Below are 25,629 nucleotides of genomic sequence, written 5' to 3'. Positions count from 1 at the left end.
TTGATTGGTGTAGCCCGTTGCAGCGGGCTATTTTTATTGTTTAGAAATTAAACTCTCGGGGGCCAGTTCCACTCCCCCGGCTCTTCTCCATGCTTTACATTCAGAACGTGGAATTGATGACCAAATTCGTTCCATACAGCCAGATTCACGACATCGTCTACTACCGCAACTATAACGGCAGCAAGCGCTTTGCCTTTGTCATCATGATAATGAACAATTCTTCCGATAGATGGATTCACGCGAGTTCCTCCTTTCCTATGTAGTTGAGTGGGCAAGGATTTGCACCTTGCTACGGTTTGCACTTAGTTTCTCGTTGGTCGCCGGTTAGCACAATGCAAGGACCAGACTTCACCGCAAAGCCGCATTGGATTTTACAGCCGGCTACTGCCGACAACTTAAACGCCGGGAATTTCACCCTACTTCTAGGCTCACAGGCGTTGCGTTCCTTTTTCCGCCACCACTCAGATGTGTCAGCCACATCTCAGGACACCGAACCGGGGGTGTGAGTTCGATATCCTGAGACAAGGCTGAGCCTTGTCCAAAATTAAATTTCTGCCTGTTTGGCGAGTTGCCTTATCGCTTCACGACTATATTGCTTGCCATTAAATTCAATCAAATCTTCTGTGCTGCCGGTGACTGCACAACCAGGAGAATATTTACGAAGCACTATCTGATCCCCATTTACAAAAACTTCAATCGGATCGCCAGACTCAATGTTTAACGTGCGGCGCAACTCCATTGGAATAACTACACGGCCAAGTGAATCAAGATTACGTACAATTCCAGTTGTTTTCATTAGGCTTGTCCCCCTTTGTTCAGATCGCTCCATTCATTTCTGCCGATATTCAGAATGTTCCAGCCTAAAGCCTCCATCTCAGTTGACCGGTCATAGCTTTCAACATCCTGTGCCGCTCGAGTGACAGCACTACTTAATCCAAACAAAGAGAGGTCGCCGCCTTTAATTAAGTGCTGAAGAACGTTATCGGATTCACCTTGATTTAAGTTCCATTTATTAGCTGACATCTCAACTACATCTTGAAGGCGACCAGTAATTTCTGCTTCAGTAGCTTCGCGCATCTTATCAACAACATGGCTGAATTTGGCCTCGTCAACTGCTGCTCTTACTGTATCCTGAATTTTCATCATGAACGCCCGGTCATCAGCTTGAAGTGTCTCGTCACGGAACAACTCCAGGTCCTCAGACTGATTGGCCCGGCCGACATGGTACCGGCGCTGTCCCAAATCGTTTACCACCATTCCATTGCTGCAGACCAAACGATAAATAAGTGGCTGTACACTCACTGCGCCATGGCCAACCTCACTATTGCTAATCAGAATTCCTGCCTGCACGATGTCGCCCTTCTTCACCTCAGCTTCAAGCTTTGGATTAACGACCTTGAGATACATCCGGCTTTCGGTCAACTCGCAGCTTTCCACCCGCGCATCCTTCATTTCCCCGATAACAGGCAGAACAGCCATAGCAATCTCATAATTATCGATGCGACGATACCGGTCCGAGAGGAACGCCCGTGCACTCCCGTCTAAAGTCCTTACCATCCGGCGGGATGGTTGTCGCTGGAACCAAGCGTTGACATTGGCAGCAAGTAAGTCGGGATACTCCGTTCGCATCCGGTCATAATATTTTGCCGGTATGTTCAAGTGCGTTCCAACTTGCCTGTGAGCGATGTCGTTCAATGAAAACCGATCAATATTTTTGTGCTCTCCAGCAGTTCGAATAATATCAAGATTAGGATTACCTTCGTCAATTGCCATTTGGATACCGCTTGTTTCCAGTACAAAATCACGCTTAACATTGTTCTGGCGCTCCAATTCCGCTGCCATTTGCTGTAAGGTCTTTCCTGTCTTCATTTTCAGTGCTCCCTTGCGCTCCCCCGCCACATGCGGTAATATAGGAGCATCCTTTTTATTTGTTTTGCTAAAGGCCGTCCTCGCCGACGGCTTTTTTGCTGCCCGCAACTGCATGTGCAGCCGTAACCTCTTGCTCCAGATCATCCACCAACGCTTTCAATTCTTGCTGAGCCAGCTCATCTCCAAGCCGCACCGCGTGCCGATACAAACCCGTCAGCTCCATGATCCGGCTCCTTGCTGCTTGAAAGTCATACCCTACGCTGCCAAGTACGCCTCCCATATCCCCGCCCTCACCTTCCCAAGAAATTGTTCGAACGTCACACCGTACCGATCCAGAATGGAATGATAAACGAAATACTCGCCCAGCTTGTCCAGCAGATCATCCGGCAACTGCCTCACCTCCCTCCCGATCATATTCACCCCGCAGAATACTTTCGACAGCTTCCAGTGCGGCAGCCAGATTGTCTGCATTAGTGTCCACATTGCGAAAACCTTCGATATAAACGAATTCATGGGGCCCCTCCTCTGGAGCCTTTTTAAAAATCACAAAATCCGCATCACTTGGACTAATATGCATCGATACGTGATAAGCCAGGTCCCGCGGAAATATCAAAACTTTATCGATTAACTGTGCCAATTGTTGGTCCATGCCCATCCCCCTAAGTTTTAATAAGTAAAAATAGGTATTTAAGATTGCCCCGTGTTACATCTGCCAGAACCCAACCATCGTCCAGCATTTCGTTGACCTCATTCGAATCAGAGGTCGTGTGCACTTTGCTAGCATCAGAGATGTTAATCTCCAACCAGTTCGCCCCCTCAAAATAACCTTTTTTAAATCAACTTCAAGATGCGTCACTTGCTTTTATCAAGCTCTTTTCCTGGTTTGCAGCACGTATCTGTAACGCTATGCGCTCCAGAAGCTCATAGCTGATTTGACTTGATCGTAGAATTGCTGCCACTCGCCTCATCTCCTTCTTTTTTAACTTACGCAGTACGTAAGTCTGGACTAAAAAAAATAATTCCAGCTTCTGCGGGTGGAATTTTAAGTACTGACACAAGTTGCCGCATTGCTTCTGCAGATGGCTGAATGGAACCCTTCATAATCTGGGATATCGTATTTCTATTGATGTTTGTTCTATTCGATAACTCTCGATACGTAGAGATACCCTGCTCAATCATGATTTTTTTCAGCGCCACAGTATCAGTTTTGTATTTTATTTGCATTTTGCAATACCTCCTTTGACTTACGTGTCGCGTAAGTTGATATTAGCATTCGACATGCTAATCCGTCAATACATATTGCGTAAGTTTTTTCGCCTGATGCATAAAATTTATTGCATATTGCGTAAGTAGATGATATTATAACATTATTAGGAAAACGGATAATTAAGTTGGAAGGGTGGTTGCTCAATGTCAATATTAAACGATCGTATTAAAGAAAGAAGATTGGCGCTTGATATGATTCTTGCTGATGTGGCAGACCATTTAAATGTGAAGGAAGCCACAGCTCAACGTTATGAGAGCGGCGATATAAAAAATATTAAGCATGAAACAGTAGTTAGCCTGGCAGAGCTTTTTAAATGCTCTCCAGCTTATTTAATGGGTTGGACAGATGAACCAGAAATCCCAGCCAGTACAAAGTCTAAATTTTCACAGGCGGAGATTGAATTTTTACGAAAATTCAAATCCCTTGATGAAAAAGGAAAACATACAGTTAAAACAATACTAGAGATGGAATACAGTAGAGTTCGTAGAACGCAGTTTGATGTAGTCGCAGCTCATAACGACGATCAATCTGATGAGCAACTAAAACTAATGCAGCAAGATATAGACGAATTGTAGCCGAGGTGTTGCTATGGTGCACTATGATCAACTTCTTGACTTCACGAACTCCTTAGGTGTGGTCGTAGTAGAAAAGCGCTTTAAGTCCAATGCGCAGGGGTTCTGCAAGGGCAATAAAATTGGCATTAATAAAGACATGCTGACTGTACAAAAAGCGTGTATTCTTGCCGAAGAGGTTGCCCACTTTATTCTGACGGTTGGGAACATCCTAGATCAAACCATAATTAATAATCGTAAGCAGGAGCTCCTTGCAAGGCAGTGGGCATACCAATGCTTAGTGCCACTTGATCACATTATAAAAGCCCATAAACTAGGAATATCAGGAAGGTATGACTTAGCTGATTTTCTCGAGGTGACAGAAGAATTCTTACAAGCTTCTATTGATCGTTATACAAGCAAGTATGGATTGTTTCTAAAAGTCGATGAGAGATATACTATTCATTTCGATCCATTACGTGTTATTGAAGTTTTATAATTAATATCTTTGCGCTTCCCAGCCGCAAGGCTGTTTATCATACCCAAAAAACCGAACATATATTCTGTTTAGTAGGAGGAAATTAAATGCGAGCTGCCATTTATACACGCGTAAGTACCACAGCACAGGCAGAGGAAGGATTTAGTTTAGAAGCACAAGAGGATGTATTAATGCAAACCATCGAACGTAAAGGGCTACAATTGTACCGTATTTATTCCGATCCTGGTGTCAGCGGCAAGACCTTTAAAAGGAAAGGCGTACAGGAAATGATTAGAGACATGAAATCTAAACGCTTCGAAGCACTACTGATTCATAAACTGGACCGTTTAAGCCGAAATATGGGAGACATTATTTCGTTCATCGAAACAGTAAATAAACTCGATATACGCCTTATCATCGCTGCACAGGGTCAAGATGAAATTGATACCCGGTCCCCCATGGGAAAAGCTTTCATTCAGCTTAACGGGATCTGGGCAGAATTGTACATTAACAACCTCCGTGAAGAGACGATAAAAGGGATTGCCACAAAAGTGAAAAATGGAGGTCGGCACATGTCTCGGCCACCAATAGGCTATACATTTTTAGAGGTTACCGAATAATGAGAGAACTTGTAATAGTGGAAGAAGAAGCTGTTTTAGTAAGGGAAATATGTCATCTTTACAGGGTTGAATTGTGGGGAACAACAAAAATAGCCAAACATATGAATAATCACTCAACCACAAAGGAAGGCGGGAAGTGGGACAATAAAGCAGTGAAAAATGTTCTTTTCAATCCAACAAACGCTGGATTTAACCATTTCAAGGCAGAGGAATGGCCAGAAGAACAAAGAATTATGGTGGCCGGTTCTCATCAGGGTATCATTACCGAAGAAGAACTATTTGAAATATTTAGTATCCGTGATCGTCGCAAAGAGGGGCATATGTCGAGAAGGTCTTTTGAATATCCTTACGCAGGATTAATTAAATGTGGTATCTGCGGAGCTACTTATGCTGGAAACGCCTCAGTACATGGCACAAAAAAATATTTAAGTTACCGCTGCCTAAGTCAGTATGCAAAAGGAACTTGTGATGCTCCAAGTATTTCTGAACGAATTTTAAACCAACTAGTACTAAAGCATATCCAATTAGTGGAGGACGGATATCAGGAGCCGAAACATAAACCTCGCCGCAAGGTTAGTCTGGATAAAGAATTGGCTATCAGCCAGAAGAGGCGCCATAATTGGATGATGGCATTGGGGGATGGGAAACTTTCAGGAGATGACTACGCAACGCTGATAGATGGAGAGGACTCAAGGATTGCGAAAATCAAGAAGGAAGCTGAGCCAGAGCCTGAACAAACTATTCCAATTGATGAAATTCGCAAAGCTTTTGTTAATTTAAAGAGCAACTGGAGTATACTTAATGCTTCCACACAAAAACAAATCATTCAATCCCTCTTTAAAAAAATCACTATAAAAAAATCAGACGATTGGCATATCGTCGATATGCTAACCGTCTGATCCTCTCTTTTTTCCGTACTTAAATGGAGGCGAGGGGAGTCGAACCCCTGTCCGAAGATCACGCCACAAAGGCTTCTACGGGTGTAGTCACAGTTTTGATGTCCCAAGGCCGACGCCCCGTAACCGGCTTCGTCCAAGGTCAGCCTGATTGTCTTCTTCCGTTTGACCCCAGGCGGAGACCAAACGGCGTATCCCACTAAGAGTGAGCCCCTATTCTAACACATGGGCGATGCTAGGTAGGAGCTTAGCATACAGGTTATTAAGCTGCTGCTAAAGTTGTACGTTGGTTGCCATTTAATAGGCTTTAGCGTTGATGAAGCGGACGCGTCCCCACTACCCGCAACCCTTGCTCGTACTATCCCCGTCGAATCCAAAAAACGCCCCCGAGTTAATAAGACGCTCCGGCGGATCGGGGCAGTCTGCCATGCAGAATTTCAATCCTTTTTCTGCACAAACAGCTTGCTATACCGAGCAGGTGCCAAACGGCATTCATACATGCATGACGTACATTCATACATGCATGACGTACATTCATACATGATATATATCACCGTCGTATATATAGTATAACACGTTTCCTGTCTTCATACCTGAAGTATTGCTGGTATCGGTAGCGACTACTGGAAACATTGCTATTCTCATGGTTTGCAACAAAAATCCGCCATTTTTATCTGGCGATCTTCTGTTTCTCGCGCAGCGCACGCTGGATATCGCGCTGTGCATCACGCTTGGCCGCGGTATCACGCTTGTCATACTGCTTTTTCCCTTTGCCAAGGCCAATCAGCAGCTTCGCGTAACCATTTCGCGTGTAAATCTTCAGCGGAACAATCGCATACCCTTCCTGCTTCGACTGCCCAAGCAGCTTATGAATCTGCACCTTGTGCAGCAGCAGCTTGCGCGCTCTGGACGGGTCTGGATTATGCCGATTACCCTGCTCGAATGGGCTGATATGCATGTTGTGGATGAAAATCTCGCCATTGCGAATCGTTGCAAATGCATCGCTAATGTTAGCCCTGCCTTGACGCAATGATTTAATCTCTGTTCCCGTTAAGACAATCCCTGCTTCATAAGTTTCTTCAATGAAGTAATCATGGGAAGCCTTCTTATTCTGGGCGAGCGGACGATCATTGCTCTTATTCTTACCCATGAAGATTCACTCCTTTTCTTATGAAGTCAGCATGATCGCAATCCCAACTTCTAAAGGTGAATCCCTTCAAAAGACAAGGAAACAACGGACTCCTAATGGTATCAGGAGTCCATTGTAACAAGTTTATAATTGGAAATCAAGCTCTGCTGCCGGGATTTTCCTGCTCCCTTGCAGCAATCTACTGCCGCTTGCTTTTTTTGCGGACGAAGGCTGCCATACTGGTGCCGCTGCCCTTCTTCTTGTGCTTTGGCTTCGCAGCACCCTGGCTCTGCCCTTCTCCCGCACCGCTCCTTCTGCTGCGCGGAGCGTCGCCAGCGGCGTCTTCGCCGCCGCGCTGGGCTTGCCCGCTTATCGGCAAGCCCCACATATCCTTGCGCCCGCCTGAACGGCCGGACGCCCGCTTGCGGCCAGCTTCGCCGTGGCCACTATAACCGCCTCGCGCCCCGCCTTCGGCTATGCGGTCGCTCTGCCGTTCCGGCCCTGCCGGCCTGCCATTTCGGCCGCCGCCGGCCCGGTCGCCTCCGCGCCCGCCGCTGTTGCGGCGCGTCGGCACAGCCTTGCCGCTCTCGCGCAAAGTCTCGGCTGCCGCATCAATCCAATCGCCGCCCTGCTCCGCTTCTGCGCGGCCACGCTTGCGCGGCGGCTGCGCAGCCGTCCACTGCTGCTCCACCTCAGGGCTCGCCCAATTCGCCTGCGCCTGAGCGCCTTCGGCTCCACCAGCGCCACGCTTGCCTCTTTTACGCTGCCCTCCGGCTGCCCCTTGCGCTTCCTCGCCATTCGCTTCGGCTGCCGACCCATTCGAAGCAGGCCACGGTGCGCCATTGTCTTGACGGCCTTTCTTGCCCCTTACGCCGTTACTCGACCAGCCGGCCTCCTTCACATGGCCGCCACGCTTGCCGCCTGATTCACCAGCATTGCCAGGTCCGCCATTTGAGCGTTCTTTAGCCCCTTTGCCAGGCTTTCCTTTGCCTTGACGGCCTCCCTGCTCCTTGCCGCCCTTCGGTCCAAGCTTTCCTTTACCGCCCCTGCCGTTCAAGAACTCTCCGCCGCTGCGGGACTTCGCATTGACCAACTCAAAATCAATCGTATGCTCGTTCATGTTCACCCGGGACACCCGGATTTTCACTTCATCGCCAATCCGGTAAACCTTGGAAGTTCTCTCTCCGACCAAAGCCATATGCAGCTCATGGAAATGATAATAATCGTCATGGAGATCGCTCAGCCTGATCAGGCCCTCCACCGTATTATCCAATTCGACGAAAATACCAAAGCTTGTCACGCTGCTGATGATGCCTTCGAATTCCTCGCCGACCTTGTCCACCATAAATTCACATTTCTTGAGCTGTTCCGTATCCCGTTCCGCATCGACTGCCACCCGCTCCCGCTCGGAAGAATGTTGGGCGATATCCGGCATCCGGGCTTCCAGCCCCTCCTGACGCGCTGCAGGCAGGCTGCCGCCATTCTCCAGCACCTCGCGGATAACGCGGTGGATAACCAAATCCGGGTAGCGCCGAATAGGTGACGTAAAGTGCGAATAGAATTCTGCAGCAAGACCGAAATGTCCCAAGCTTTGCGCATCATATTTCGCCTGCTTCATCGAGCGCAGCATCATCGTCGAGATGACTGTCTCTTCCTTGACTCCGCGAATCTCCTCCAGCAGCGTCTGCAGCGCTCGCGGATGAACCGTATTGGCTTTGCCCCTGACGGTATAGCCGAGATTGGAAGCAAACTGCACAAAGTTCATCAGCTTCTCGGAATTCGGCTCCTCATGAATCCGGTACAGGAAAGGCACACGCAGCCAGTGAAAATGCTCCGCAACCGTTTCGTTGGCCGCCAGCATGAACTCCTCAATGATCTGTTCGGCAACCGAGCGCTCCCGCTTTACGATATCCGTCGGCTTGCCATCCGCATCGACAAGCACCTTGGATTCCTGAAAATCAAAATCGATCGCGCCGCGCTTCATTCGTTGTGAGCGAAGACGCATCGCAAGCTGTTCCATCAGCTTAAACGTATCCGCCAGATCAGCGTAGCGCTCTTTGACTTCCTCATCTTCATCAAGCAAAATTTTGCGCACATTCGTGTACGTCATCCGTTCCTTCGTGCGGATTACGCTCGTGAATACATCATGGCGGACACGCTTCAATGTTTTCGCATCGAACTCCATTTCACAGGACATTGTCAGACGGTCCACCTTCGGATTAAGTGAGCAGATTCCGTTGGACAGCCTGTGCGGCAGCATCGGTATGACCCGATCAACCAGATAAACGCTGCACCCGCGGCGGAATGCTTCCTGGTCCAGCGCAGATTTCTCCCGCACATAATAACTGACATCGGCAATATGTACTCCGAGCAAATAATTTCCGTTCTCCAAAAGCTCTACGTTGACCGCATCGTCAAGGTCTTTTGCATCCTCACCATCAATCGTGACAATCACTTTATCCCGAAGATCGCGGCGTCCCTGCTGAATAATTTCCTCTTCTGTAATCGAATCCGGAGCTGCTTCGGACTCCGCTATGACCTCATCCGGAAACCCTTCCGGCAACTGATGCTTGCGGATAATTGAAAGAATATCAATGCCCGGATCATCTTTGTGACCCAGCACTTCGATAATTTCGCCCTCTGCCGCCGATCTGCCCTCAGGGTAGGAGACTATGCGCACGACTACCTTCTGACCGCTTACGGCGCCCTGGAACCCCTCTTTCGGGATGAAGATATCCCGATTAATCCGTTTATCATCCGCAAGTACAAAACCGTACGTTTCATGGCTGTCAAAGGTGCCTACAACCTGGGTCACCGCACGAGTAACAACCCGTACGACTTCGCCTTCCATCCGCCCCCCATTCTGGCTTTGGGCAGTAATTCGCACAAGCACTGTATCACCGTTCATTGCGCTCTTCAAATCATTTGCATGAATATATACATCCGGCTGCGTCTTATCATCCGGAATTAGAAAAGCAAAGCCCTTCGCATGAGCCTGAATCCGTCCCCGCACCAAATTCATACGCTCCGGCACGCCATAACGGTCATTGCGGGTACGCAATATTTGGCCAGATTCCTCAAGCTGATTTAGCAGCTTCAAAAAAGCCTTGAACTCCTCGGCATTCTCCGTTCCCCAATGCTGCTCAAGCTCCTGATAGGTCATCGGCTTATAAGCAGTTTCCCGCATAAAGTCAAGCAATTCCTGTTCTGTCACCATAATTTCTCATCTCACCAGCCTGCCCTGTATATTAAGTCATTGCATACCAATTACAGCTATATGTTTGTTGCATCTATCCGTAAGTATATACAAAAACCTGGCCTGTCATCCGTTCTCAACAACGGGTGCTGCTCAGGTAGTCCTTTACGCCTGCATATCAAATAAGCGGTTTCAACATTGAGCACTGCAAACCGCCTTTCCTCCTATTTCACGCCATCGCTCAACTTTGAAACAAAAAAAGCGGGGGATTCCCCGCTTTTCGCTTGTTATTCTGTACGTTAAGAACTCTTGACCAAATACGCTACAGTCAACGACAATAGGAAAAAACCGACAGCCAGCACAACGGTTAAACGCTGCAAAAACAGATCCAGACCGCGAGCTTTTTGTTTTCCGAACAAATGCTCTGCTCCGCCTGAGATTGCTCCGGACAACCCGGCGCTTTTCCCTTTTTGCAAAAGAACAGCCGCAATCAGTCCCAGCGAAAAAATAACCAGTATAATCTTCAATGCAACCACAGTTCCACCTCCTGCTTCAGGAGCTATAAAGCTAACCCAAGCCATATCAAAACATACTATTGGTAGTTTATCATAGATATGAGCCTAATGGCAATTCCAAAATTCGGTTCATATCAGCTTCGTGTTATTTTTTCTAAGCCAGCCCTCGATTTTTGAAATATAACAGACTAAGCTCAGCGCTTTCTATCGGAGAAGCCCCAAATTGCTCCTGTGTCACAATATAATACTCGACTCCAGCTGAAGCCGCTTCCTTGAATGCCCGATCAAAACCTACAATTCCGTTTCCGATTTCCGTATCTTTGCGTTGCCGGCCCAAATCCCGGAAATGAATTAACGGCACTCGTCCCGAATATGTCCGAATGAGTTCGTCTGGGCTTTTTCCTGCCATATATACCCATCCCAGATCCAACTCCAGAAAGAGCAGCTCCCGCGGGATTCTTTGCATCAAATAGTCCAGCACTGTTCGACCGTTAACCAGGATCAAATCACTCACATGGTTATGATATCCGAATTGCAGGCCGGCCGCATTCACTTGCAGCGCAGCTTTTTCAATGATGGAAATCAGATGGTTCACATCGTCTATATCGGGATTTTCCTGCAGCGGCGCCCAAGGCGTTATTATCCGCGGAATACCCAGTTGCTGAGCATAATCAATTTCCCTGGCCAATTCCTTACCCATGTTTTTGAGGTCCTGCCAATTGATGCTGTAATGGCTTGCGATTGCCTCCAGTCCGCATTCAGTCAACACCTTTTGGATTTCACTAACTTTAGCACCGAAATACCCTGTAAACTCTACAGCCGGATAGCCCATTTCTCCCGCCCTTTTTATCGTTCCCAAAATGTCCTTTTGCGCATAATCACGCAGCATGGCAAGATGCAGCGCTACCTTTGCCATCACAACATGCCCCCTGATCGATATTTTGCTTGGCATTAGTATAGGACAAAGGGAGAAGGTCCATTCAGGCAAAGCGCAAACGACTTTGCCACCTCACGGCAGACACCCTTGCTCTTGGCTAACGGTAGGCGTTCGCCAGCCCCTGTTCGGGACTTTCACCCTAGAGATGACGCCCATGCCGGGCGCACCGTAAAAAAAATCCCCGCGCCTAGTGGGCGCAGGGATACTTGCCAGTCTGTTAGTCAGACTTATTTTTTAAAGTTTTTCAGGTTGTAGAATGCTGCTTTTCCGCCGTAGATTGCAGTGGAGCCCAATTGATCTTCGATGCGAAGCAATTGGTTGTATTTTGCAACACGGTCTGTACGGGAAGGAGCACCTGTTTTAATTTGGCCAGCGTTAGTTGCAACCGCGATATCAGCGATTGTGCTGTCTTCGCTCTCACCGGAACGGTGGGAGATAACAGCTGTGTAGCCAGCGCGTTTTGCCATTTCGATGGCATCAAATGTTTCAGTCAAAGTACCGATTTGGTTTACTTTAACCAGAATGGAGTTACCTACGCCCTGCTCGATACCGCTGGACAGGCGCTCAGTGTTTGTAACGAACAGGTCGTCACCAACGAGTTGAACTTTGTCGCCCAGTTTCTCAGTGAGCAATTTCCAACCTTCCCAGTCGTCTTCGGAACAACCGTCTTCGATCGAAATGATTGGGTATTTGTCTACCAGGGAAGCCAGGTAGTCTACGAACTCAGCCGAAGTGAAGGAACGGCCTTCGCCTTCCAGATGGTATTTGCCGTCTTTGAAGAACTCAGTGGATGCAACATCCATACCCAGGAATACATCAACGCCTGGCTTGTAGCCAGCTTTTTCGATAGCAGCGATGATTGTCGTGATTGCTTCTTCGTTGGAGCTCAGGTTAGGAGCGAATCCGCCCTCGTCACCTACTGCAGTGTTCAGGCCTTTGTCTTTCAGAACTGCTTTCAGGCTGTGGAAAATTTCTGCGCCGATACGCAGCGCTTCTTTGAAGCTTTCAGCACCTACAGGCAGAACCATGAACTCTTGAACATCAATGTTGTTGTCAGCATGCTCGCCGCCGTTTACGATGTTCATCATTGGTACTGGCAAAGTTTTGGAGTTGAAGCCGCCCAAGTACGTGTATAGAGGCACATCCAGAGCATCAGCAGCAGCACGAGCAACTGCCATAGAAACAGCCAGAATTGCGTTAGCACCCAGTTTGCCTTTGTTGTGTGTACCGTCGATTTCGATCATTTTGCGGTCGATTGCCACTTGATCCAGTGCATCCAGACCGATGATTTCAGGAGCAATGGATACATTTACGTTCTCAACAGCTTTCAGAACGCCTTTACCCAGGTAACGGCCTTTGTCGCCATCACGAAGCTCAACAGCCTCGTATGCGCCAGTGGACGCGCCGGATGGCACGATTGCACGGCCTTTGCCGCCGGATTCAAGCGTAACTTCTACTTCTACAGTCGGGTTACCACGGGAGTCAAGCACTTCGCGTGCATACACATCAGCAATGATAGACATGAAAAAAACACTCCTTTTATTAAGTTTAATTGATTTAGTAAGTTACTTGGAGATCAAGGACTTGCCGGTCATTTCTACGGGCTGCGGAAGCTGCATCAGATCCAGAATGGTAGGTGCGATATCCGCCAGAATCCCGCCATCTCGCAGCGTGGCATCCTTGGAGGTGACGATCAACGGAACCGGATTTGTTGTGTGCGCCGTGAATGGACGCTCGTTATCATCCAGTACCAGATCCGCATTGCCATGGTCAGCAGTAATGATGCACACACCGCCCTTGGCCAAAACAGCTTCAACCACCTTGCCCATGCATTCATCTGTCGCTTCAACCGCTTTGATCGTCGGCTCCAGCATGCCGGAGTGACCTACCATGTCAGGGTTCGCGAAGTTCAGAATGATCGCATCATGCTTGTCTGCTTCGATTTCCTTCACAGCCGCCTCAGCAACCTCATACGCGCTCATCTCAGGCTTCAAGTCATACGTTGCAACCTTAGGCGAATTAATGAGAATACGAGTCTCTCCAGGAAGCTCAACATCACGTCCGCCGCTAAAGAAGAACGTCACATGAGGATACTTTTCGGTTTCGGCAATACGCAGCTGCTTCTTACCTTGTTGAACGAGAACTTCACCGAGCGTGTTGTCGAGATTTTTGGGCTTGTAAGCGACAAGACCCCCAACAGTCTCGCTGAACAGTGTCAAACATACAAAGTACAAGTTTTTCGGACATTTCTCGCCACGATCGAAACCAGGGAAATCATTGTTCGTGAAAACTTGCGAGAGCTGAATTGCACGGTCAGGCCGGAAGTTGAAGAAGATGACGGCATCTTCGGATTCAACCGTTGTGACCGGCTTGCCGTCTTCACCTACGATGACAGATGGGACGATGAATTCGTCATATACCTTGCTCTCATACGATTGTACAATAGCTTGAATGGGATCGACAAATGCAGGTCCTTCCCCATATACCATTGCACGGTAGGATTTTTCCACACGATCCCAACGCTTGTCACGGTCCATTGCATAGTAGCGGCCATGCACGGTCGCAATTTTGCCTACGCCTGTCTCTTCAATCTTCGCTTGCAGGGACTCCAGGAAGCCCTTTCCGCTATCGAATGCGACATCGCGTCCATCCATAAATGCATGAATGTACACATCATGGAAATCCTGTTTTTTCGCAAGCTCAAGCAAAGCGAACAAATGCGCAATGTGGCTGTGTACGCCTCCGTCAGAGAGCAAGCCGTACAGATGCAGCTTTTTGTTGTTCGCCTTTGCATAATGGATTGCGCCGAGGATGGTCTCGTTTTCGTAGAAATCCCCTTCACGAATCGACTTCGTAATCCGGGTCAGATCCTGATACACGATACGTCCTGCCCCGATATTGAGATGTCCAACTTCGGAGTTGCCCATTTGTCCTTCTGGCAAGCCCACCGCTTCCCCGCAAGCCGTCAGCGTCGTATGTGGGAAGTTAGCCAGATAACGGTCGTAGTTCGGCTTGTTCGCTTGTGCCACAGCATTGCCGTGCACATTATCACGAAGGCCGAAGCCATCCATAATAATTAATGCTACTGGTTTTGGCGCTGTCATCTTACTTTGCCCCCTGAACAAGCTCAATGTAAGAAGCAGGCTCCAGGCTCGCGCCGCCTACCAATGCACCGTCAATGTTCGGTTGTGCCAAATATTCCTTGATGTTGTTCGGCTTCACGCTGCCGCCGTATTGAATGCGAACTGCATCAGCTGTTTCTTGATTATACAAGCCGACAACAACATCACGGATATAAGCAATAACATCCTCAGCATCAGCAGCAGTAGAGGATTTGCCTGTGCCAATCGCCCAGATTGGCTCATACGCAATTACAACTTGTGCCGCCTGCTCGGCAGACAGACCTTGGAAAGCAGCTGTTGTTTGCACGTTGCAAACATTCTTCGTTTGATCCGCTTCGCGCTCTTCCAGCTTTTCGCCGACACAAACGATTGGGGTCAAACCATGCTTGAACGCTGCATGAACTTTTTTATTTACAATTTCATCGGTTTCCGCAAAATAAGCGCGACGTTCGGAGTGACCGATAATCACATACGAAACATTCAAATCCTTCAGCATAATGCCACTAATCTCACCGGTATATGCACCATTGTCTTCAAAATGCAGATTTTGTGCGCCGATGCCAATCTTAGTGCCCTGAGCCGCTTTTGTCAAAGCAGGCAGCGCAATGTAAGGTGCGCAAATGACACTGTCAACGCCCTCTACTTCAGCCTTGCCCTTTACTTCAGCCAGGAAGGCCTCTGCCTCCGAAACTGTTTTGAACATTTTCCAGTTGCCCGCAATAATCGGTTTTCTCACTTACGTACACGTCCTTTCCGTTTTGAGAAGGGTAAGCTCGCAAAAAATGACTCCATGTTCTATCATAGCCTATTTTTCGCGATGAAACGACGTCATTTTCATAAAAGAAAATGCGTCGCTCATTTATTCGAACGAAAAGGCTGCTTTTGACCAAGAGGCCATGTGTCAGCCTGATCATTCAAATCTGACAGATGTTATTTATCGTTAAGAGCTTCTACGCCCGGCAGTTTCTTGCCTTCCATGAACTCCAAGGAAGCGCCGCCGCCTGTGGAGATATGGTCCATTTTATCAGCCAGATGGAACTTCTCAGCAGCAGCAGCAGAGTCACCGCCGCCAATAACCGTATAAGCGGAAGTATCCGCACAAGCTTGAGCTACAGTACGCGTACCATGGGAGAATGGCTCGATCTCGAATACGCCCATAGGTCCGTTCCAAACAACCAGCTTGGAGTTTTTGATTACGTCCGCATACAGCTCGCGAGTTTTCGGTCCGATGTCGATGCCTTCCCAATCAGCAGGAATGGAGTCGATGCCTACTTCGCGAGTATTTGCAGTCGGGCTGAAATCATCCGTTACGATGATATCAACTGGGAGGAGGAAGTTTTTGCCCAGGTCTTTTGCTTTTTGAATAAAGCCAAGAGCCAGGTCCAGCTTCTCGTTGTCCACAAGAGATTTTCCGATTTCGTGGCCTTGCGCTTTGAAGAAGGTGTAGGACAAGCCGCCGCCGATCAGGACATTATCTGCAATTTCAAGCATTTTGTTGATAACGTCAATTTTATCTTTAACCTTGGAGCCGCCTACAATTGCAGTGAACGGACGGTCAGGATTGCTCAGCGCTTTACCCAGAACAGCCAGCTCTTTCTCCACCAGCAGACCGGATACAGCCGGCAGATGGTGAGCGATACCTTCAGTGGAAGCATGTGCACGGTGAGCAGCGCCGAATGCATCATTCACGAACAGGTCCGCCAGTTCCGCAAATTGTTTTGCCAGCTCTGGGTCATTTTTCTCTTCGCCCGCATAGAAACGAACGTTCTCAAGCAGCAGCACATCGCCGTTGTTCAATGCAGCTACTTGTGCTTTAACTGCTTCTCCTACAGCTTCATCAGCTTTTGCAACCGATTTGCCGAGCAACTCGGACAGGCGAGCAGCCGCAGCAGTCAAGCGCAGCTCTTCCACAACCTCGCCTTTAGGGCGTCCCATGTGGCTCGCAAGGATGACCTTTGCACCGTTTTCGATCAAATATTGAATCGTTGGCAGTGTTTCACGAATCCGCGTGTCATCTGTAATCGCGCCATTTTCAACCGGTACATTGAAGTCTACGCGTACAAATACGCGTTTTCCGCTAACTTCAACGTCTCTTACACTTTTCTTGTTCATTTGCAAAAACCTCCTTGAGTTATGGGGTGTAGAAGGCTGACTAGCTTAAATCATGACAGTGTCCCGGATTTGCTGACAAATCCGGGACAAGTAGGTGATCACCCGCCCGCTTCAGCTAAGACAGATGCGTCACATATATAAGTTCTTACAGACCTTTGGAAGCGATGTAAGCAGCAAGGTCAACTACACGGTTGGAGTAGCCCCACTCGTTGTCGTACCAGGAAACAACTTTAACCATGTTGCCTTCAACTACCATTGTGGACAGAGCGTCAACAGTGGAGGAAGCTGGATCGCCGTTGTAGTCGCTGGATACAAGCGGCTCTTCGGAGTAGTTCAGGATGCCTTTCAAAGGACCTTCAGCAGCAGCTTTCAGAGCAGCGTTAACTTGATCAACAGTAACGTCTACTTTCAGCTCAGCAACCAGGTCAGTTACGGATACGTTAGGTGTAGGAACACGCATAGCCATACCGTTCAGTTTACCTTTCAGCTCTGGCAGAACCAGGGATACTGCTTTAGCTGCGCCAGTGGAAGAAGGAATGATATTCTCAGCAGCTGCGCGAGCACGACGCAGGTCTTTGTGAGGAACGTCAAGCACGGATTGGTCGTTCGTGTAAGAGTGAACAGTTGTCATCATACCTTTAACGATTCCGAAGCTGTCGTTCAACACTTTAGCGAATGGCGCCAGACAGTTTGTTGTACAGGAAGCATTGGAGATGATCGTGTGTGCAGCAGGATCGTATTTGTCCTCGTTAACACCGATAACAACAGTGATATCTTCGTTAGTAGCAGGAGCGGAGATGATAACTTTTTTAGCTCCGCCTTTCAAGTGAAGCTCAGCTTTTTCTTTAGCTGTGAAGATACCAGTGGATTCAACAACGATTTCTGCGCCAACGGAAGCCCAAGGGAGGTTTCCAGGATCGCGCTCAGCGAATACTTTAATTTCTACGCCGTTAACAACCAATGCGCCTTCTTTAGCTTCAACAGTGGCATCCAGAACGCCATGAGTGGTGTCATATTTCAACAGGTGTGCCAGTGTGTTTGTGTCTGTCAGATCGTTTACTGCAACAATTTCAACATTCGGATTGTTCAGCGCTGCGCGAAATACGTTACGCCCGATACGACCAAAACCATTAATACCCACTTTAACCATTGTGTTTTCCTCCTAGAATTGGGTTTTGAAAATCATTTATCTCAACACAGGCGGTGCCAACGCTTCCTGTACCGCTGGTGTGATGATTGCATTTTAAATCTTACGAATTATAACTGGTAATTGGCGATCATCTCTTTCGCAGCCGCTTCGTCTGTAACGAGAATATCGTTATGTCCAAAGCTCATCACTGCGCCAATCGCTTCACCTTTGCTGCGGCCTCCGGCAACGCCGATTACAACTTCTGCATCCTGAATGTCTTCAAGCCGCAATCCTGCTGTCTGCGTCCGGTGTACAACCGAACCTTCCTTGTTAAAATAAAATCCAAATGCCTCTGCAAGCGCGCCTTCCTCTTTCATAGCGGTGATCATTTCCTCTCTCACCTTGCGGCGACGTGCCATTACCATGGCATCACCGATTCCGTGAAACACTATGCGTGCGCTGCGGATGACCTCAACAATCTCGCGAATGTTCGGTTCCTGCATCAAGGACTGATAGGCTTCTTCACCCAGATGATCAGGCACATGCAGCAATCGGTATTGCGCGCCGACCCGCTTGGCCATGGTCGAAACAATGGTATTCGCCTGATAATCCACACTCTCGCCCAAGCCGCCTCGTGCGGGTACGAATTTCACACCCCTAAGCGGAACCTGGGAATGAAGCTGATCTGCCGCTAGCGCCAGCGTCGTACCGCCAGTGACCGCGATAATATCATTCCCGGACATGGCCTTCTTGAGCGCCTCGGAAGCGACTCTCCCGAGCTCCTTCTTCGTATGCAGCGAAGTCTCAGAATCTCCTGCTACTACCCACACCTGCTTCAGGTTGAAGTACCGTCGCAGCTTATCCTCCAATTCGGATAAGTCGAACAGTCCCTTCAGCTCAGGTTCAAGCTCCTCCAGCAGCCGAATGCCAGCTTCGCTGATTTGCATACCGGAAGTATGAATTTCAAGCAGACCCTGTGATTTCAAAAAATCCGTCTCAGCTCTGAGCACCCGTTCCGACATTGACAGTGAAGCAGCCAGCGCCCTGCGTCCAATCAGGTTCGAGTGTCTGACCTGCTGGAGAATGGTGTAGCGTTTCTTCATAATCTCCATGACGTCAGGCATGAGCCGTTTCTGCAGTTCAATACTGTTGCGCATTAGGCAGTTCACTCCTGTAGTCCGGTTTAACGGACAGACTGCTATGACAGTTTTTTAACAACACCTGGACAATTTACGTCCCGGCATTGCACTTTTAAGTCCCGCTGCTATTGTATCGAATTTTAGCGCAAAGTGCAACCATGCTTTTCATCCTGCATGAACTTGGCATTAGAGGTCCGTTCACCCCAGTATTAGTCCCATTACCCCTTTTCGGCTCCGCTGAAAATCTCTGCAACATTGCCCTTTGTCCAATCTTCCCTATCACCCCACCGCAAGCTTGACAGGTTCCTGGGCAAGCAACTGTCCTTCCCTTGTTTCCCCCGAAAATAGGAGGCGGTTTTTGTTCCGCAGTGAAAGGTTGGAGCCGGAGAAGCGGAGCGTTCGCCTTTGATTCCCTGATTTTATCGCTTACTCAAATTCATTCGGAAAATCAGGGATCAACAGCGATCGGAGGCCCAACCTTTCACGGAGGAACAACCCGCCCTGAACTATTTTCCCTCATTCCCTTGCCTTTTCCCCAAAATTCCCGTATAATAACTCTCGTTGCACTTAATTTATGCGCCCGTGGTCCAATGGATATGACGTAGGCCTCCGGAGCCTGAGATCGAGGTTCGATTCCTCGCGGGCGCGCCATTATGAATACATGATCCTGACTTGATGGTCAGGTTTTTTTATTTCTAATGTTTGACTATCTTTGACTTTTGTTTTGGAATCCGTTATGATGTTTCTACATCCTTTAATTTTTGAATGGAGGCGTGTCCAGATGGATATGAATTTTGTACCAATGGTCATTGAACAAAGCAACCGCGGAGAGCGCGCCTATGATATTTACTCCCGTCTTCTTAAAGACCGGATTATATTTCTGGGAAGCGGCGTGAACGACGTAGTAGCCAACTCGATTATTGCCCAACTGCTCTTTCTCGCAGCAGATGATCCTGAGAAAGACATCAGCTTGTACATTAACAGCCCGGGCGGCTCGATTACAGCCGGTATGGCAATCTATGACACGATGCAATTCATCAAGCCGGATGTATCGACAATTTGTGTAGGTATGGCAGCTTCGATGGGAGCTTTCCTGCTTACAGCAGGCGCTAAAGGCAAACGCTTTGCGCTTCCTAACAGTGAAGTTATGATCCATCAGCCGCTTGGCGGAGCTGAAGGTCAGGCCAGCGATATCGAGATTCGCGCAAGACGAATCCTGAAGATGCGCGACAAGCTCAATCACATTCTCGCAGAGCGTAGCGGACAGCCGCTGAGCCGAATCGAGAAGGATACCGACCGCGATTATTTCATGAGCGCCGCTGAAGCGCAAGAATATGGTCTGGTTGATAAAGTTATCGAGAAAATTTAAAGCGAACGCGAACGGAAAAGAAAGCTGCCGCTTGTCAGCAGCTCCATCTCCATAATTACGTCATAAAGGCCTGACTACGCCTGATGCGCAGTCAGGCCTTTATCATATTTATAAATGAATGTCAATAAAAATTCGATGCATTGAATACAAGGAGACGCTTTACCCATTTCATGGTAAGATGAAAAAAACGAAGAACTTCCCATATTCATACATCTCTAGGATTGTTTTTGAAACCTTGTATAATGGAGTTGCGTCTTATGAAAATTTCGAATCCCTTTTTATCAATGCGTAATTTCATCAAATCCAATGAGACTCATCGCAAACATGTACAGCGTTCTATGATTGAAAGACCCATTAGTTCCAATGCCCATGCTTATGCAGCTACGGAGCCATTCTATGGAGAATATCAGGATAAGACGCTTCTGCTAAAACCACTTAATGATGAGCATCTGCTGGAAGTATACCGCGAGGCTAAAGCGATGCGCTTATCTGATGATTTTATACGCCTCATTGAAAATGCTCTCGAACAGCGCAAAATTTCATTAACCGAAGTTGGCAATGTCTAAGCTGAACATTTCGCTACTCTAGACGGCAAATGGCCGTGACGTATCCTATACGTCACGGCCATTTGCCGTCTAGAGCTTTAAAAGACAACCATTTGTCTATTGCAATTCCTATTGCAATTCAACCGATGTCCACGCTTCTATCGCCTCATGCTTATCCGTTTAAAGCTGCACATTCAGAAAAACCCTCGTCCTTACAGACAGGGTTTCCCTCCACTTTTCGTATGTCAGAAGCGCTCTTACTGATTCTCAAGCTCTTCCTTGCTTACAAGGTTGACTAAAGCGGTTACAGCTTGTTCTGCGTCCGAACCTTCTGCACTTATGTGCACTTCAGTGCCCGAGCTGATTGCCAAGCTCATAATCCCCATAATGGATTTGGCATTCACTTTTTTGTCGTCCTTCTCCACGAACACTTCGGAAGAAAATTTATTCGCTTCTTGTACAAAAAGTGCCGCCGGCCTTGCATGGAGACCTGTCTTCAAACGAACGACCACAGGATGCCTTGTCATGGAAACCATACCCCCAATACCATATTTCAGTTTAACTATTATTTGCAAAGATCATCAATAAAATCATGATCTCTTCTAAAATATAAGAAATGATAAACGATTGTGACATGAACATTCTTATATTTCCAGGCGCAATCCGACTGCTTCTGGCGAACAGCTCGAGTCACCCGGATGCTTGCATTATTATAACATTATACCACTGAGAGCACTAAGTTGAAAAGTTATCCGTTCCTTATTTTCTCAGCGAGCTCATCCAGCTTCCGCAGCCGATGATTGACACCTGACTTACTAACTTTAACTTTAAGCAAATCGCCAACTTCCTTAAGATTCATATCTGGATGCTGGAGACGAACTTCCGCCACTTCCTTTAGCTTTTCCGGCAAATTCTCAAGACCATATTCCTTTTGAATCAGCTTGATATTGTCTATCTGCCGCACTGCGGCGCCGATCGTCTTGTTCAGATTCGCTGTCTCACAGTTGACAATACGATTCACGGAATTACGCATATCACGCATAATTCGGACATCCTCAAATTTAAACAGTGCCTGATGAGCACCGATTATATTCAGAAATTCAATAATTTTCTCGCCTTCCTTGATGTAAAAAATGAATCCCTTCTTCCGTTCAATGCATCTTGCATTCAAATGAAAGGAATTGGCGAGTTGCACCATGGCATGGCACTGCTCTTCGTACATTGAAGCAATCTCCAGATGATACGATGAACCTTCGGGGTTATTGACAGAACCAGCTGCCAGGAAAGCCCCGCGCAGGTATGATCTTTTGCAGCATGATTTACGAATAATTTCCGAATCAATACCATCATTGAAAATAAAGCCCTCAGATACAATTCGAAGCTCGGACAGGACCTCCTGAGCCTTGAGGGGCATCCTGACGATATACACATTATTCTTCTTCAAACGCATTTTCTTGCGGACAAGCAGCTCCGTATGGACGGAGAACAGCTTCTTGGTCAAAGAATATATTCTTCTGGCAATCGCCGCATTTTCTGTAGAAACATCAAGAATTACTTTTCGGTTCGAAAGATTGACAGAACCATTCATTCGTATAAGTGCCGCCAACTCCGCCTTCTCGCAGCAGGAATCTGCTTCAATTAATGTCAGTTCCTTTTTAGTTTGGGCCGCAAAAGACAAAGGGCTCACCTCTTTCGTAACATCCAGCTCTCTACAAGCTGATAAATATGATGGCTCAGACGTGCCGCATCATGTCTCAGATAGGTGCGGAATAGCACCAGCTTATCGGCAATGACCTGATACCCCCGCCGCTTGACTTCCTCAAGGTCGAGATGCACAGCTTTAGCTCCCTCTTCGGCATATTTGCTCTGCACCTGAGGAGGAATTTCCCCATCGTTTACGATAACATAATCAAATAAATGATGCCCCACATGAGCATGAATCGCCTCTAGATGGTCGCTGACCGAATAATTGTCCGTCTCCCCAGGCTGAGTCATCACATTGCATACAAATATTTTAACCGCGTCAGAATCCATAATCGCCTGTGCAAGTTTCGGCACGAGCAGATTGGGGATAATGCTCGTATACAAACTCCCTGGACCTATCAGGATTGCATCGGCGTTCTGTAGCGCTTCTAACGCCTCATCCAGCGGCTCTACCTGCTCGGGTTCAATCATGACCCGTTTAATCTGATTCCGAGCTTTGGGAATCATGGATTCGCCTGTAACGATCGTCCCGTCTGCCATCTCTGCTCGCAGTACAATGGATTGCCCCGCCGCCGGAAGCACGCGCCCTCTGACGGCCAGTACACGGCTAAGCTCACGAATCCCCGTTACGAAGTCTCCTGAAATATCCGTCATCGCCGCCAACATGAGGTTGCCCAAACTGTGCCCCGCTAATCCATTGCCATGATTAAACCGATAATTTAACATATCCGCAAGCAGCGGTTCTACATCTGCAAGAGCTGTCAGCACGTTCCGGATATCTCCAGGTGGCGGCATGTGAAGCTCATTGCGTAAAATGCCTGAACTGCCCCCGTCATCGGCAACCGTCACGATGGCTGTTATGTCCAGCGGCTTCTCTTTCAAGCCGCGCAGCATAACCGATAGTCCTGTACCGCCGCCGATGACAACAATACGCGGCTGTTTCTTTTTCTTAAGCTGATTCAATGCTTCACCCCGCTAGTGGCGGTCACGCTCGGCATCGCGATGGCTGACACGCACGATTTCCGTTTCGCTGCTCCCCAGCATTCGTCCTAAGTATTCCGCAGTCGCTACTGAACGGTGCTTGCCGCCTGTGCAGCCGATGCCGACTACAACCTGACTTTTACCCTCTTTTTTATAAAGAGGAATAAGAAAATTAAGCATATCCAGCAGCTTACTCATAAATTCTTGTGTTTCCGGCCATTTCATTACATATTCATATACTTCTGGATGTTGACCGGTATTTGGCCTCAGATGCTCCACATAATGCGGATTCGGCAAAAAACGCACATCATAGATCAAATCCGCATCAATCGGCATACCGTATTTGAATCCGAAGGAGATCACATTAACGGAGATCGTATTTTTCTCCAGATTGGAAAAACGCGATACAATCCGTTCCTTCAACTGAGCGGGCTTAATGTTGCTGGTATCAATGACCTGAGTAGCCCAGCCCTTCAAATCCTCCAACAGCCGTCGCTCTAGTGCAATGCCTTCCAGCGGCATCCCATCCGGCGCAAGCGGATGTCGCCGTCTCGTTTCCTTATACCGCTGAACAAGCACGCTGTCGGTCGCATCCAAAAATAAAATTTCACACTGAATCGTATAATGATCCTGAATATAGCTGAGTGATTCGGACAGAGCCGTGAAAAACTCCCGGCCCCGCAAATCGATGACAAGTGCTACTTTCCCAATCTTCCCTTTGGATTGTTCAATTAGTTCCGCAAATTTTGGGATGAGCACCGGGGGAAGATTGTCAACGCAGAAAAAACCCAAGTCCTCCAGACTTTGCACTGCAATCGTTTTTCCTGCACCTGACATACCGGTAATAATGATTAGCTTCGCCATTGCTGCTGTATTGGTCGTCATGTTCATCCCTCCTTGCTGAGGAAAGCGCCAAGGCCAATCAAAACGGCGCCAGAAGTATTGAAATTAACCGCGGATGATCAGGCCTGCAGCACCGACAATACCAGCGTTGTTGCCAAGCGTCGCAGGTACGATCTCCACGCCCTCCTGCGATGGGTCCGGTGTAAGTTTAACAAATGCCTCGCGAATTTGTTCGAACAGATACTCTCCCGCCTTCGATACGCCGCCCCCGATAATGAACCGCTGCGGATTCAGGATAACGGATACGACCGACAACGATTTCCCCAGGTAGTAAGCAGCGCGGTTGACAATACGAATCGCCACCTCATCTCCTGCTTTTGCCGCGTCCACAACATCCTTGGCCATGATATTGTCAACCAAGGAGAGAGTGGTTCTGTCCCCGCGCGCCACCGCATCGTTAGCCATGCGAATAATACCAGTTGCGGAGGAGACGGTTTCCAGACATCCCATCTTGCCGCAGCCGCATTGAATAGCTTCCAGGTCCGGTACGATTTGGATATGTCCAAGTTCTCCCGCTTTGCTTGCGTAGCCCTCAACAATCTTGCCGTCAATAATAATACCGCCGCCGACTCCTGTACCGAGCGTGTACATGACACAGTGCCCTACACCCTTGCCGGCTCCGGCCCACGCTTCGCCCAATGCTGCAACATTGGCATCATTATTGATTTTAACCGTTTTCCCCAGCTTCTCTTCCAAAATCGACTTCAGCGGAACATTCCGTAGCGATAAATTTCCAGAAAAGGCTACGATTCCATTAGGAATATCCAGGAATCCGGCAATGCCAATTCCTACACCCTCCACCTGCTCCCATGCAAAAGGAGATTCATCTACAATATGACGTGAGTATGCAGCAATGTTGTTAATAATTGCATCTGTACCCTTGCTCGTTTCGGTTGGTCCCTCATACGTATGAAGCAACTCGCCGCTCTGATTACAAATGCCAACTTTAATTGCGGTTCCTCCGATATCTACTCCTACGTAAATCTTTTCAGACATGACAATGGCCACCTCAATAAAATAGTTTACTGCTTCTGTACCAACTATAAGCCAACATACCCCTCTGGTCAAGAACAACACATTTTACGGCTTTTTCTCGTTCAATTAAAGGAATGCTCGTTTTCCCTGTCCTCTTCAAAACGAATTTCAAGCTCTTTCGCCCCAACTGCG

At 48.0% G+C, this 25,629-nt stretch carries 28 protein-coding genes, 1 tRNA gene and 1 other RNA gene; 7 read left to right on the top strand and 23 right to left on the bottom strand.

Annotated elements, in window-relative coordinates; all coding sequences use genetic code 11:
• Window positions 1-47: 47 nt before the first annotated feature.
• From JFN88_RS05790 to JFN88_RS05765, 7 genes are all read right to left on the bottom strand, one after another.
• Window positions 48-239 carry a hypothetical protein gene (locus tag JFN88_RS05790; RefSeq protein WP_199018378.1) on the bottom strand — a complete coding sequence of 64 codons (192 nt, stop codon included), beginning with the start codon at window positions 237-239 and terminating at the stop codon, window positions 48-50.
• Window positions 240-544: 305 nt separating this feature from the next.
• Window positions 545-796, bottom strand: coding sequence for an AbrB/MazE/SpoVT family DNA-binding domain-containing protein (locus tag JFN88_RS05785; protein WP_199018377.1), 252 nt, complete (start codon window positions 794-796; stop codon window positions 545-547).
• Complete coding sequence (locus JFN88_RS05780) at window positions 796-1,869, bottom strand: DUF932 domain-containing protein (protein WP_199018376.1); 1,074 nt, start codon at window positions 1,867-1,869, stop codon at window positions 796-798. The genes JFN88_RS05785 and JFN88_RS05780 overlap by 1 nt, the downstream gene beginning before the upstream one ends.
• Before the next feature lie 67 nt (window positions 1,870-1,936).
• Entirely contained in the window at window positions 1,937-2,149 is a 213-nt protein-coding gene (locus tag JFN88_RS05775) for a hypothetical protein (protein WP_199018375.1), read from the bottom strand.
• A complete protein-coding gene (locus tag JFN88_RS24790) occupies window positions 2,125-2,259 on the bottom strand; it encodes a hypothetical protein (protein ID WP_269846518.1) in 135 nt (44 codons plus the stop codon). Before JFN88_RS24790 ends, JFN88_RS05775 begins: the two co-directional genes overlap by 25 nt.
• On the bottom strand, window positions 2,249-2,518 hold the full coding sequence (locus JFN88_RS05770; protein ID WP_199018484.1) for a hypothetical protein: 270 nt from the start codon (window positions 2,516-2,518) through the stop codon (window positions 2,249-2,251). The genes JFN88_RS24790 and JFN88_RS05770 overlap by 11 nt, the downstream gene beginning before the upstream one ends.
• A 335-nt stretch (window positions 2,519-2,853) precedes the next feature.
• A complete protein-coding gene (locus tag JFN88_RS05765; protein WP_199018374.1) occupies window positions 2,854-3,093 on the bottom strand; it encodes a helix-turn-helix domain-containing protein in 240 nt (79 codons plus the stop codon).
• A 186-nt stretch (window positions 3,094-3,279) separates the two neighbouring features.
• Between JFN88_RS05765 and JFN88_RS05760 the strand changes: the two genes are divergently transcribed.
• The 4 genes from JFN88_RS05760 (at window position 3,280) to JFN88_RS05745 (ending at window position 5,684) form a co-directional block, all read left to right on the top strand.
• The gene (locus JFN88_RS05760; protein ID WP_199018373.1) at window positions 3,280-3,711 is read left to right on the top strand and encodes a helix-turn-helix domain-containing protein; all 432 of its coding nucleotides are present in this window, start codon (window positions 3,280-3,282) and stop codon (window positions 3,709-3,711) included.
• A 13-nt stretch (window positions 3,712-3,724) separates the two neighbouring features.
• Window positions 3,725-4,186: an ImmA/IrrE family metallo-endopeptidase gene (locus JFN88_RS05755; protein WP_199018372.1), complete on the top strand. Its 462-nt coding sequence runs from the start codon at window positions 3,725-3,727 to the stop codon at window positions 4,184-4,186.
• A gap of 86 nt (window positions 4,187-4,272) precedes the next feature.
• On the top strand, window positions 4,273-4,785 hold the full coding sequence (locus tag JFN88_RS05750) for a recombinase family protein (protein ID WP_199018371.1): 513 nt from the start codon (window positions 4,273-4,275) through the stop codon (window positions 4,783-4,785).
• The gene (locus JFN88_RS05745) at window positions 4,785-5,684 is read left to right on the top strand and encodes a recombinase family protein (RefSeq protein ID WP_199018370.1); all 900 of its coding nucleotides are present in this window, start codon (window positions 4,785-4,787) and stop codon (window positions 5,682-5,684) included. Before JFN88_RS05750 ends, JFN88_RS05745 begins: the two co-directional genes overlap by 1 nt.
• A 21-nt stretch (window positions 5,685-5,705) precedes the next feature.
• Here the strand turns inward: JFN88_RS05745 and ssrA are convergent.
• From ssrA to JFN88_RS05690, 11 genes are all read right to left on the bottom strand, one after another.
• Window positions 5,706-6,069: a transfer-messenger RNA gene (gene ssrA, locus JFN88_RS05740) on the bottom strand.
• Between the two features lie 282 nt (window positions 6,070-6,351).
• Window positions 6,352-6,831 carry an SsrA-binding protein SmpB gene (smpB, locus tag JFN88_RS05735; protein WP_199018369.1) on the bottom strand — a complete coding sequence of 160 codons (480 nt, stop codon included), beginning with the start codon at window positions 6,829-6,831 and terminating at the stop codon, window positions 6,352-6,354.
• A gap of 178 nt (window positions 6,832-7,009) precedes the next feature.
• Window positions 7,010-10,027, bottom strand: coding sequence for a ribonuclease R (gene rnr, locus JFN88_RS05730; protein ID WP_199018368.1), 3,018 nt, complete (start codon window positions 10,025-10,027; stop codon window positions 7,010-7,012).
• 278 nt (window positions 10,028-10,305) lie between these two features.
• Window positions 10,306-10,542, bottom strand: coding sequence for a preprotein translocase subunit SecG (secG, locus tag JFN88_RS05725; RefSeq protein WP_332908439.1), 237 nt, complete (start codon window positions 10,540-10,542; stop codon window positions 10,306-10,308).
• Between the two features lie 133 nt (window positions 10,543-10,675).
• Entirely contained in the window at window positions 10,676-11,437 is a 762-nt protein-coding gene (locus tag JFN88_RS05720; protein WP_199018366.1) for a sugar phosphate isomerase/epimerase family protein, read from the bottom strand.
• Window positions 11,438-11,685: 248 nt separating this feature from the next.
• Window positions 11,686-12,981 carry a phosphopyruvate hydratase gene (eno, locus tag JFN88_RS05715; protein ID WP_199018365.1) on the bottom strand — a complete coding sequence of 432 codons (1,296 nt, stop codon included), beginning with the start codon at window positions 12,979-12,981 and terminating at the stop codon, window positions 11,686-11,688.
• A 42-nt stretch (window positions 12,982-13,023) separates the two neighbouring features.
• Window positions 13,024-14,562 carry a 2,3-bisphosphoglycerate-independent phosphoglycerate mutase gene (gene gpmI / locus JFN88_RS05710; RefSeq protein WP_199018364.1) on the bottom strand — a complete coding sequence of 513 codons (1,539 nt, stop codon included), beginning with the start codon at window positions 14,560-14,562 and terminating at the stop codon, window positions 13,024-13,026.
• A gap of 1 nt (window position 14,563) precedes the next feature.
• Window positions 14,564-15,316, bottom strand: a complete 753-nt coding sequence (tpiA, locus tag JFN88_RS05705) for a triose-phosphate isomerase (protein WP_199018363.1) — start codon at window positions 15,314-15,316, stop codon at window positions 14,564-14,566.
• A 194-nt stretch (window positions 15,317-15,510) separates the two neighbouring features.
• Window positions 15,511-16,692 carry a phosphoglycerate kinase gene (locus JFN88_RS05700; protein WP_199018362.1) on the bottom strand — a complete coding sequence of 394 codons (1,182 nt, stop codon included), beginning with the start codon at window positions 16,690-16,692 and terminating at the stop codon, window positions 15,511-15,513.
• A gap of 145 nt (window positions 16,693-16,837) precedes the next feature.
• A complete protein-coding gene (gene gap, locus JFN88_RS05695; RefSeq protein ID WP_199018361.1) occupies window positions 16,838-17,842 on the bottom strand; it encodes a type I glyceraldehyde-3-phosphate dehydrogenase in 1,005 nt (334 codons plus the stop codon).
• A 107-nt stretch (window positions 17,843-17,949) separates the two neighbouring features.
• Window positions 17,950-18,978, bottom strand: coding sequence for a sugar-binding transcriptional regulator (locus JFN88_RS05690; protein ID WP_199018360.1), 1,029 nt, complete (start codon window positions 18,976-18,978; stop codon window positions 17,950-17,952).
• A 558-nt stretch (window positions 18,979-19,536) separates the two neighbouring features.
• On the opposite strand from JFN88_RS05690, the gene JFN88_RS05685 reads away from it, so the two are divergent.
• The 3 genes from JFN88_RS05685 (at window position 19,537) to JFN88_RS05675 (ending at window position 20,895) form a co-directional block, all read left to right on the top strand.
• Window positions 19,537-19,611, top strand: a tRNA-Arg gene (locus JFN88_RS05685).
• 136 nt (window positions 19,612-19,747) lie between these two features.
• Complete coding sequence (gene clpP / locus JFN88_RS05680) at window positions 19,748-20,329, top strand: ATP-dependent Clp endopeptidase proteolytic subunit ClpP (RefSeq protein WP_199018479.1); 582 nt, start codon at window positions 19,748-19,750, stop codon at window positions 20,327-20,329.
• 257 nt (window positions 20,330-20,586) lie between these two features.
• Window positions 20,587-20,895 (top strand): sporulation histidine kinase inhibitor Sda, encoded by a 309-nt coding sequence (locus JFN88_RS05675; protein ID WP_199018359.1) that lies wholly within the window; start codon window positions 20,587-20,589, stop codon window positions 20,893-20,895.
• A gap of 236 nt (window positions 20,896-21,131) precedes the next feature.
• On the opposite strand, the gene JFN88_RS05670 is transcribed toward JFN88_RS05675, so the two are convergent.
• The 5 genes from JFN88_RS05670 to JFN88_RS05650 all read right to left on the bottom strand — a co-directional run bounded on the left by JFN88_RS05670 (window position 21,132) and on the right by JFN88_RS05650 (window position 25,458).
• Entirely contained in the window at window positions 21,132-21,401 is a 270-nt protein-coding gene (locus tag JFN88_RS05670; protein WP_028560934.1) for an HPr family phosphocarrier protein, read from the bottom strand.
• Window positions 21,402-21,622: 221 nt separating this feature from the next.
• Window positions 21,623-22,552, bottom strand: a complete 930-nt coding sequence (gene whiA / locus JFN88_RS05665; RefSeq protein WP_199018358.1) for a DNA-binding protein WhiA — start codon at window positions 22,550-22,552, stop codon at window positions 21,623-21,625.
• Between the two features lie 5 nt (window positions 22,553-22,557).
• On the bottom strand, window positions 22,558-23,541 hold the full coding sequence (gene mgfK, locus JFN88_RS05660; protein ID WP_199018357.1) for a gluconeogenesis morphogenetic factor MgfK: 984 nt from the start codon (window positions 23,539-23,541) through the stop codon (window positions 22,558-22,560).
• 12 nt (window positions 23,542-23,553) lie between these two features.
• Window positions 23,554-24,444 carry an RNase adapter RapZ gene (gene rapZ, locus JFN88_RS05655; protein WP_379166106.1) on the bottom strand — a complete coding sequence of 297 codons (891 nt, stop codon included), beginning with the start codon at window positions 24,442-24,444 and terminating at the stop codon, window positions 23,554-23,556.
• A gap of 63 nt (window positions 24,445-24,507) precedes the next feature.
• A complete protein-coding gene (locus JFN88_RS05650; protein ID WP_199018355.1) occupies window positions 24,508-25,458 on the bottom strand; it encodes an ROK family glucokinase in 951 nt (316 codons plus the stop codon).
• Window positions 25,459-25,629: the final 171 nt, after the last annotated feature.

The organism is Paenibacillus roseus, assembly GCF_016424485.1.
Lineage (GTDB): Bacteria > Bacillota > Bacilli > Paenibacillales > Paenibacillaceae > Paenibacillus_D > Paenibacillus_D roseus.
This window is presented reverse-complemented; position numbering and strand designations above follow the sequence as displayed.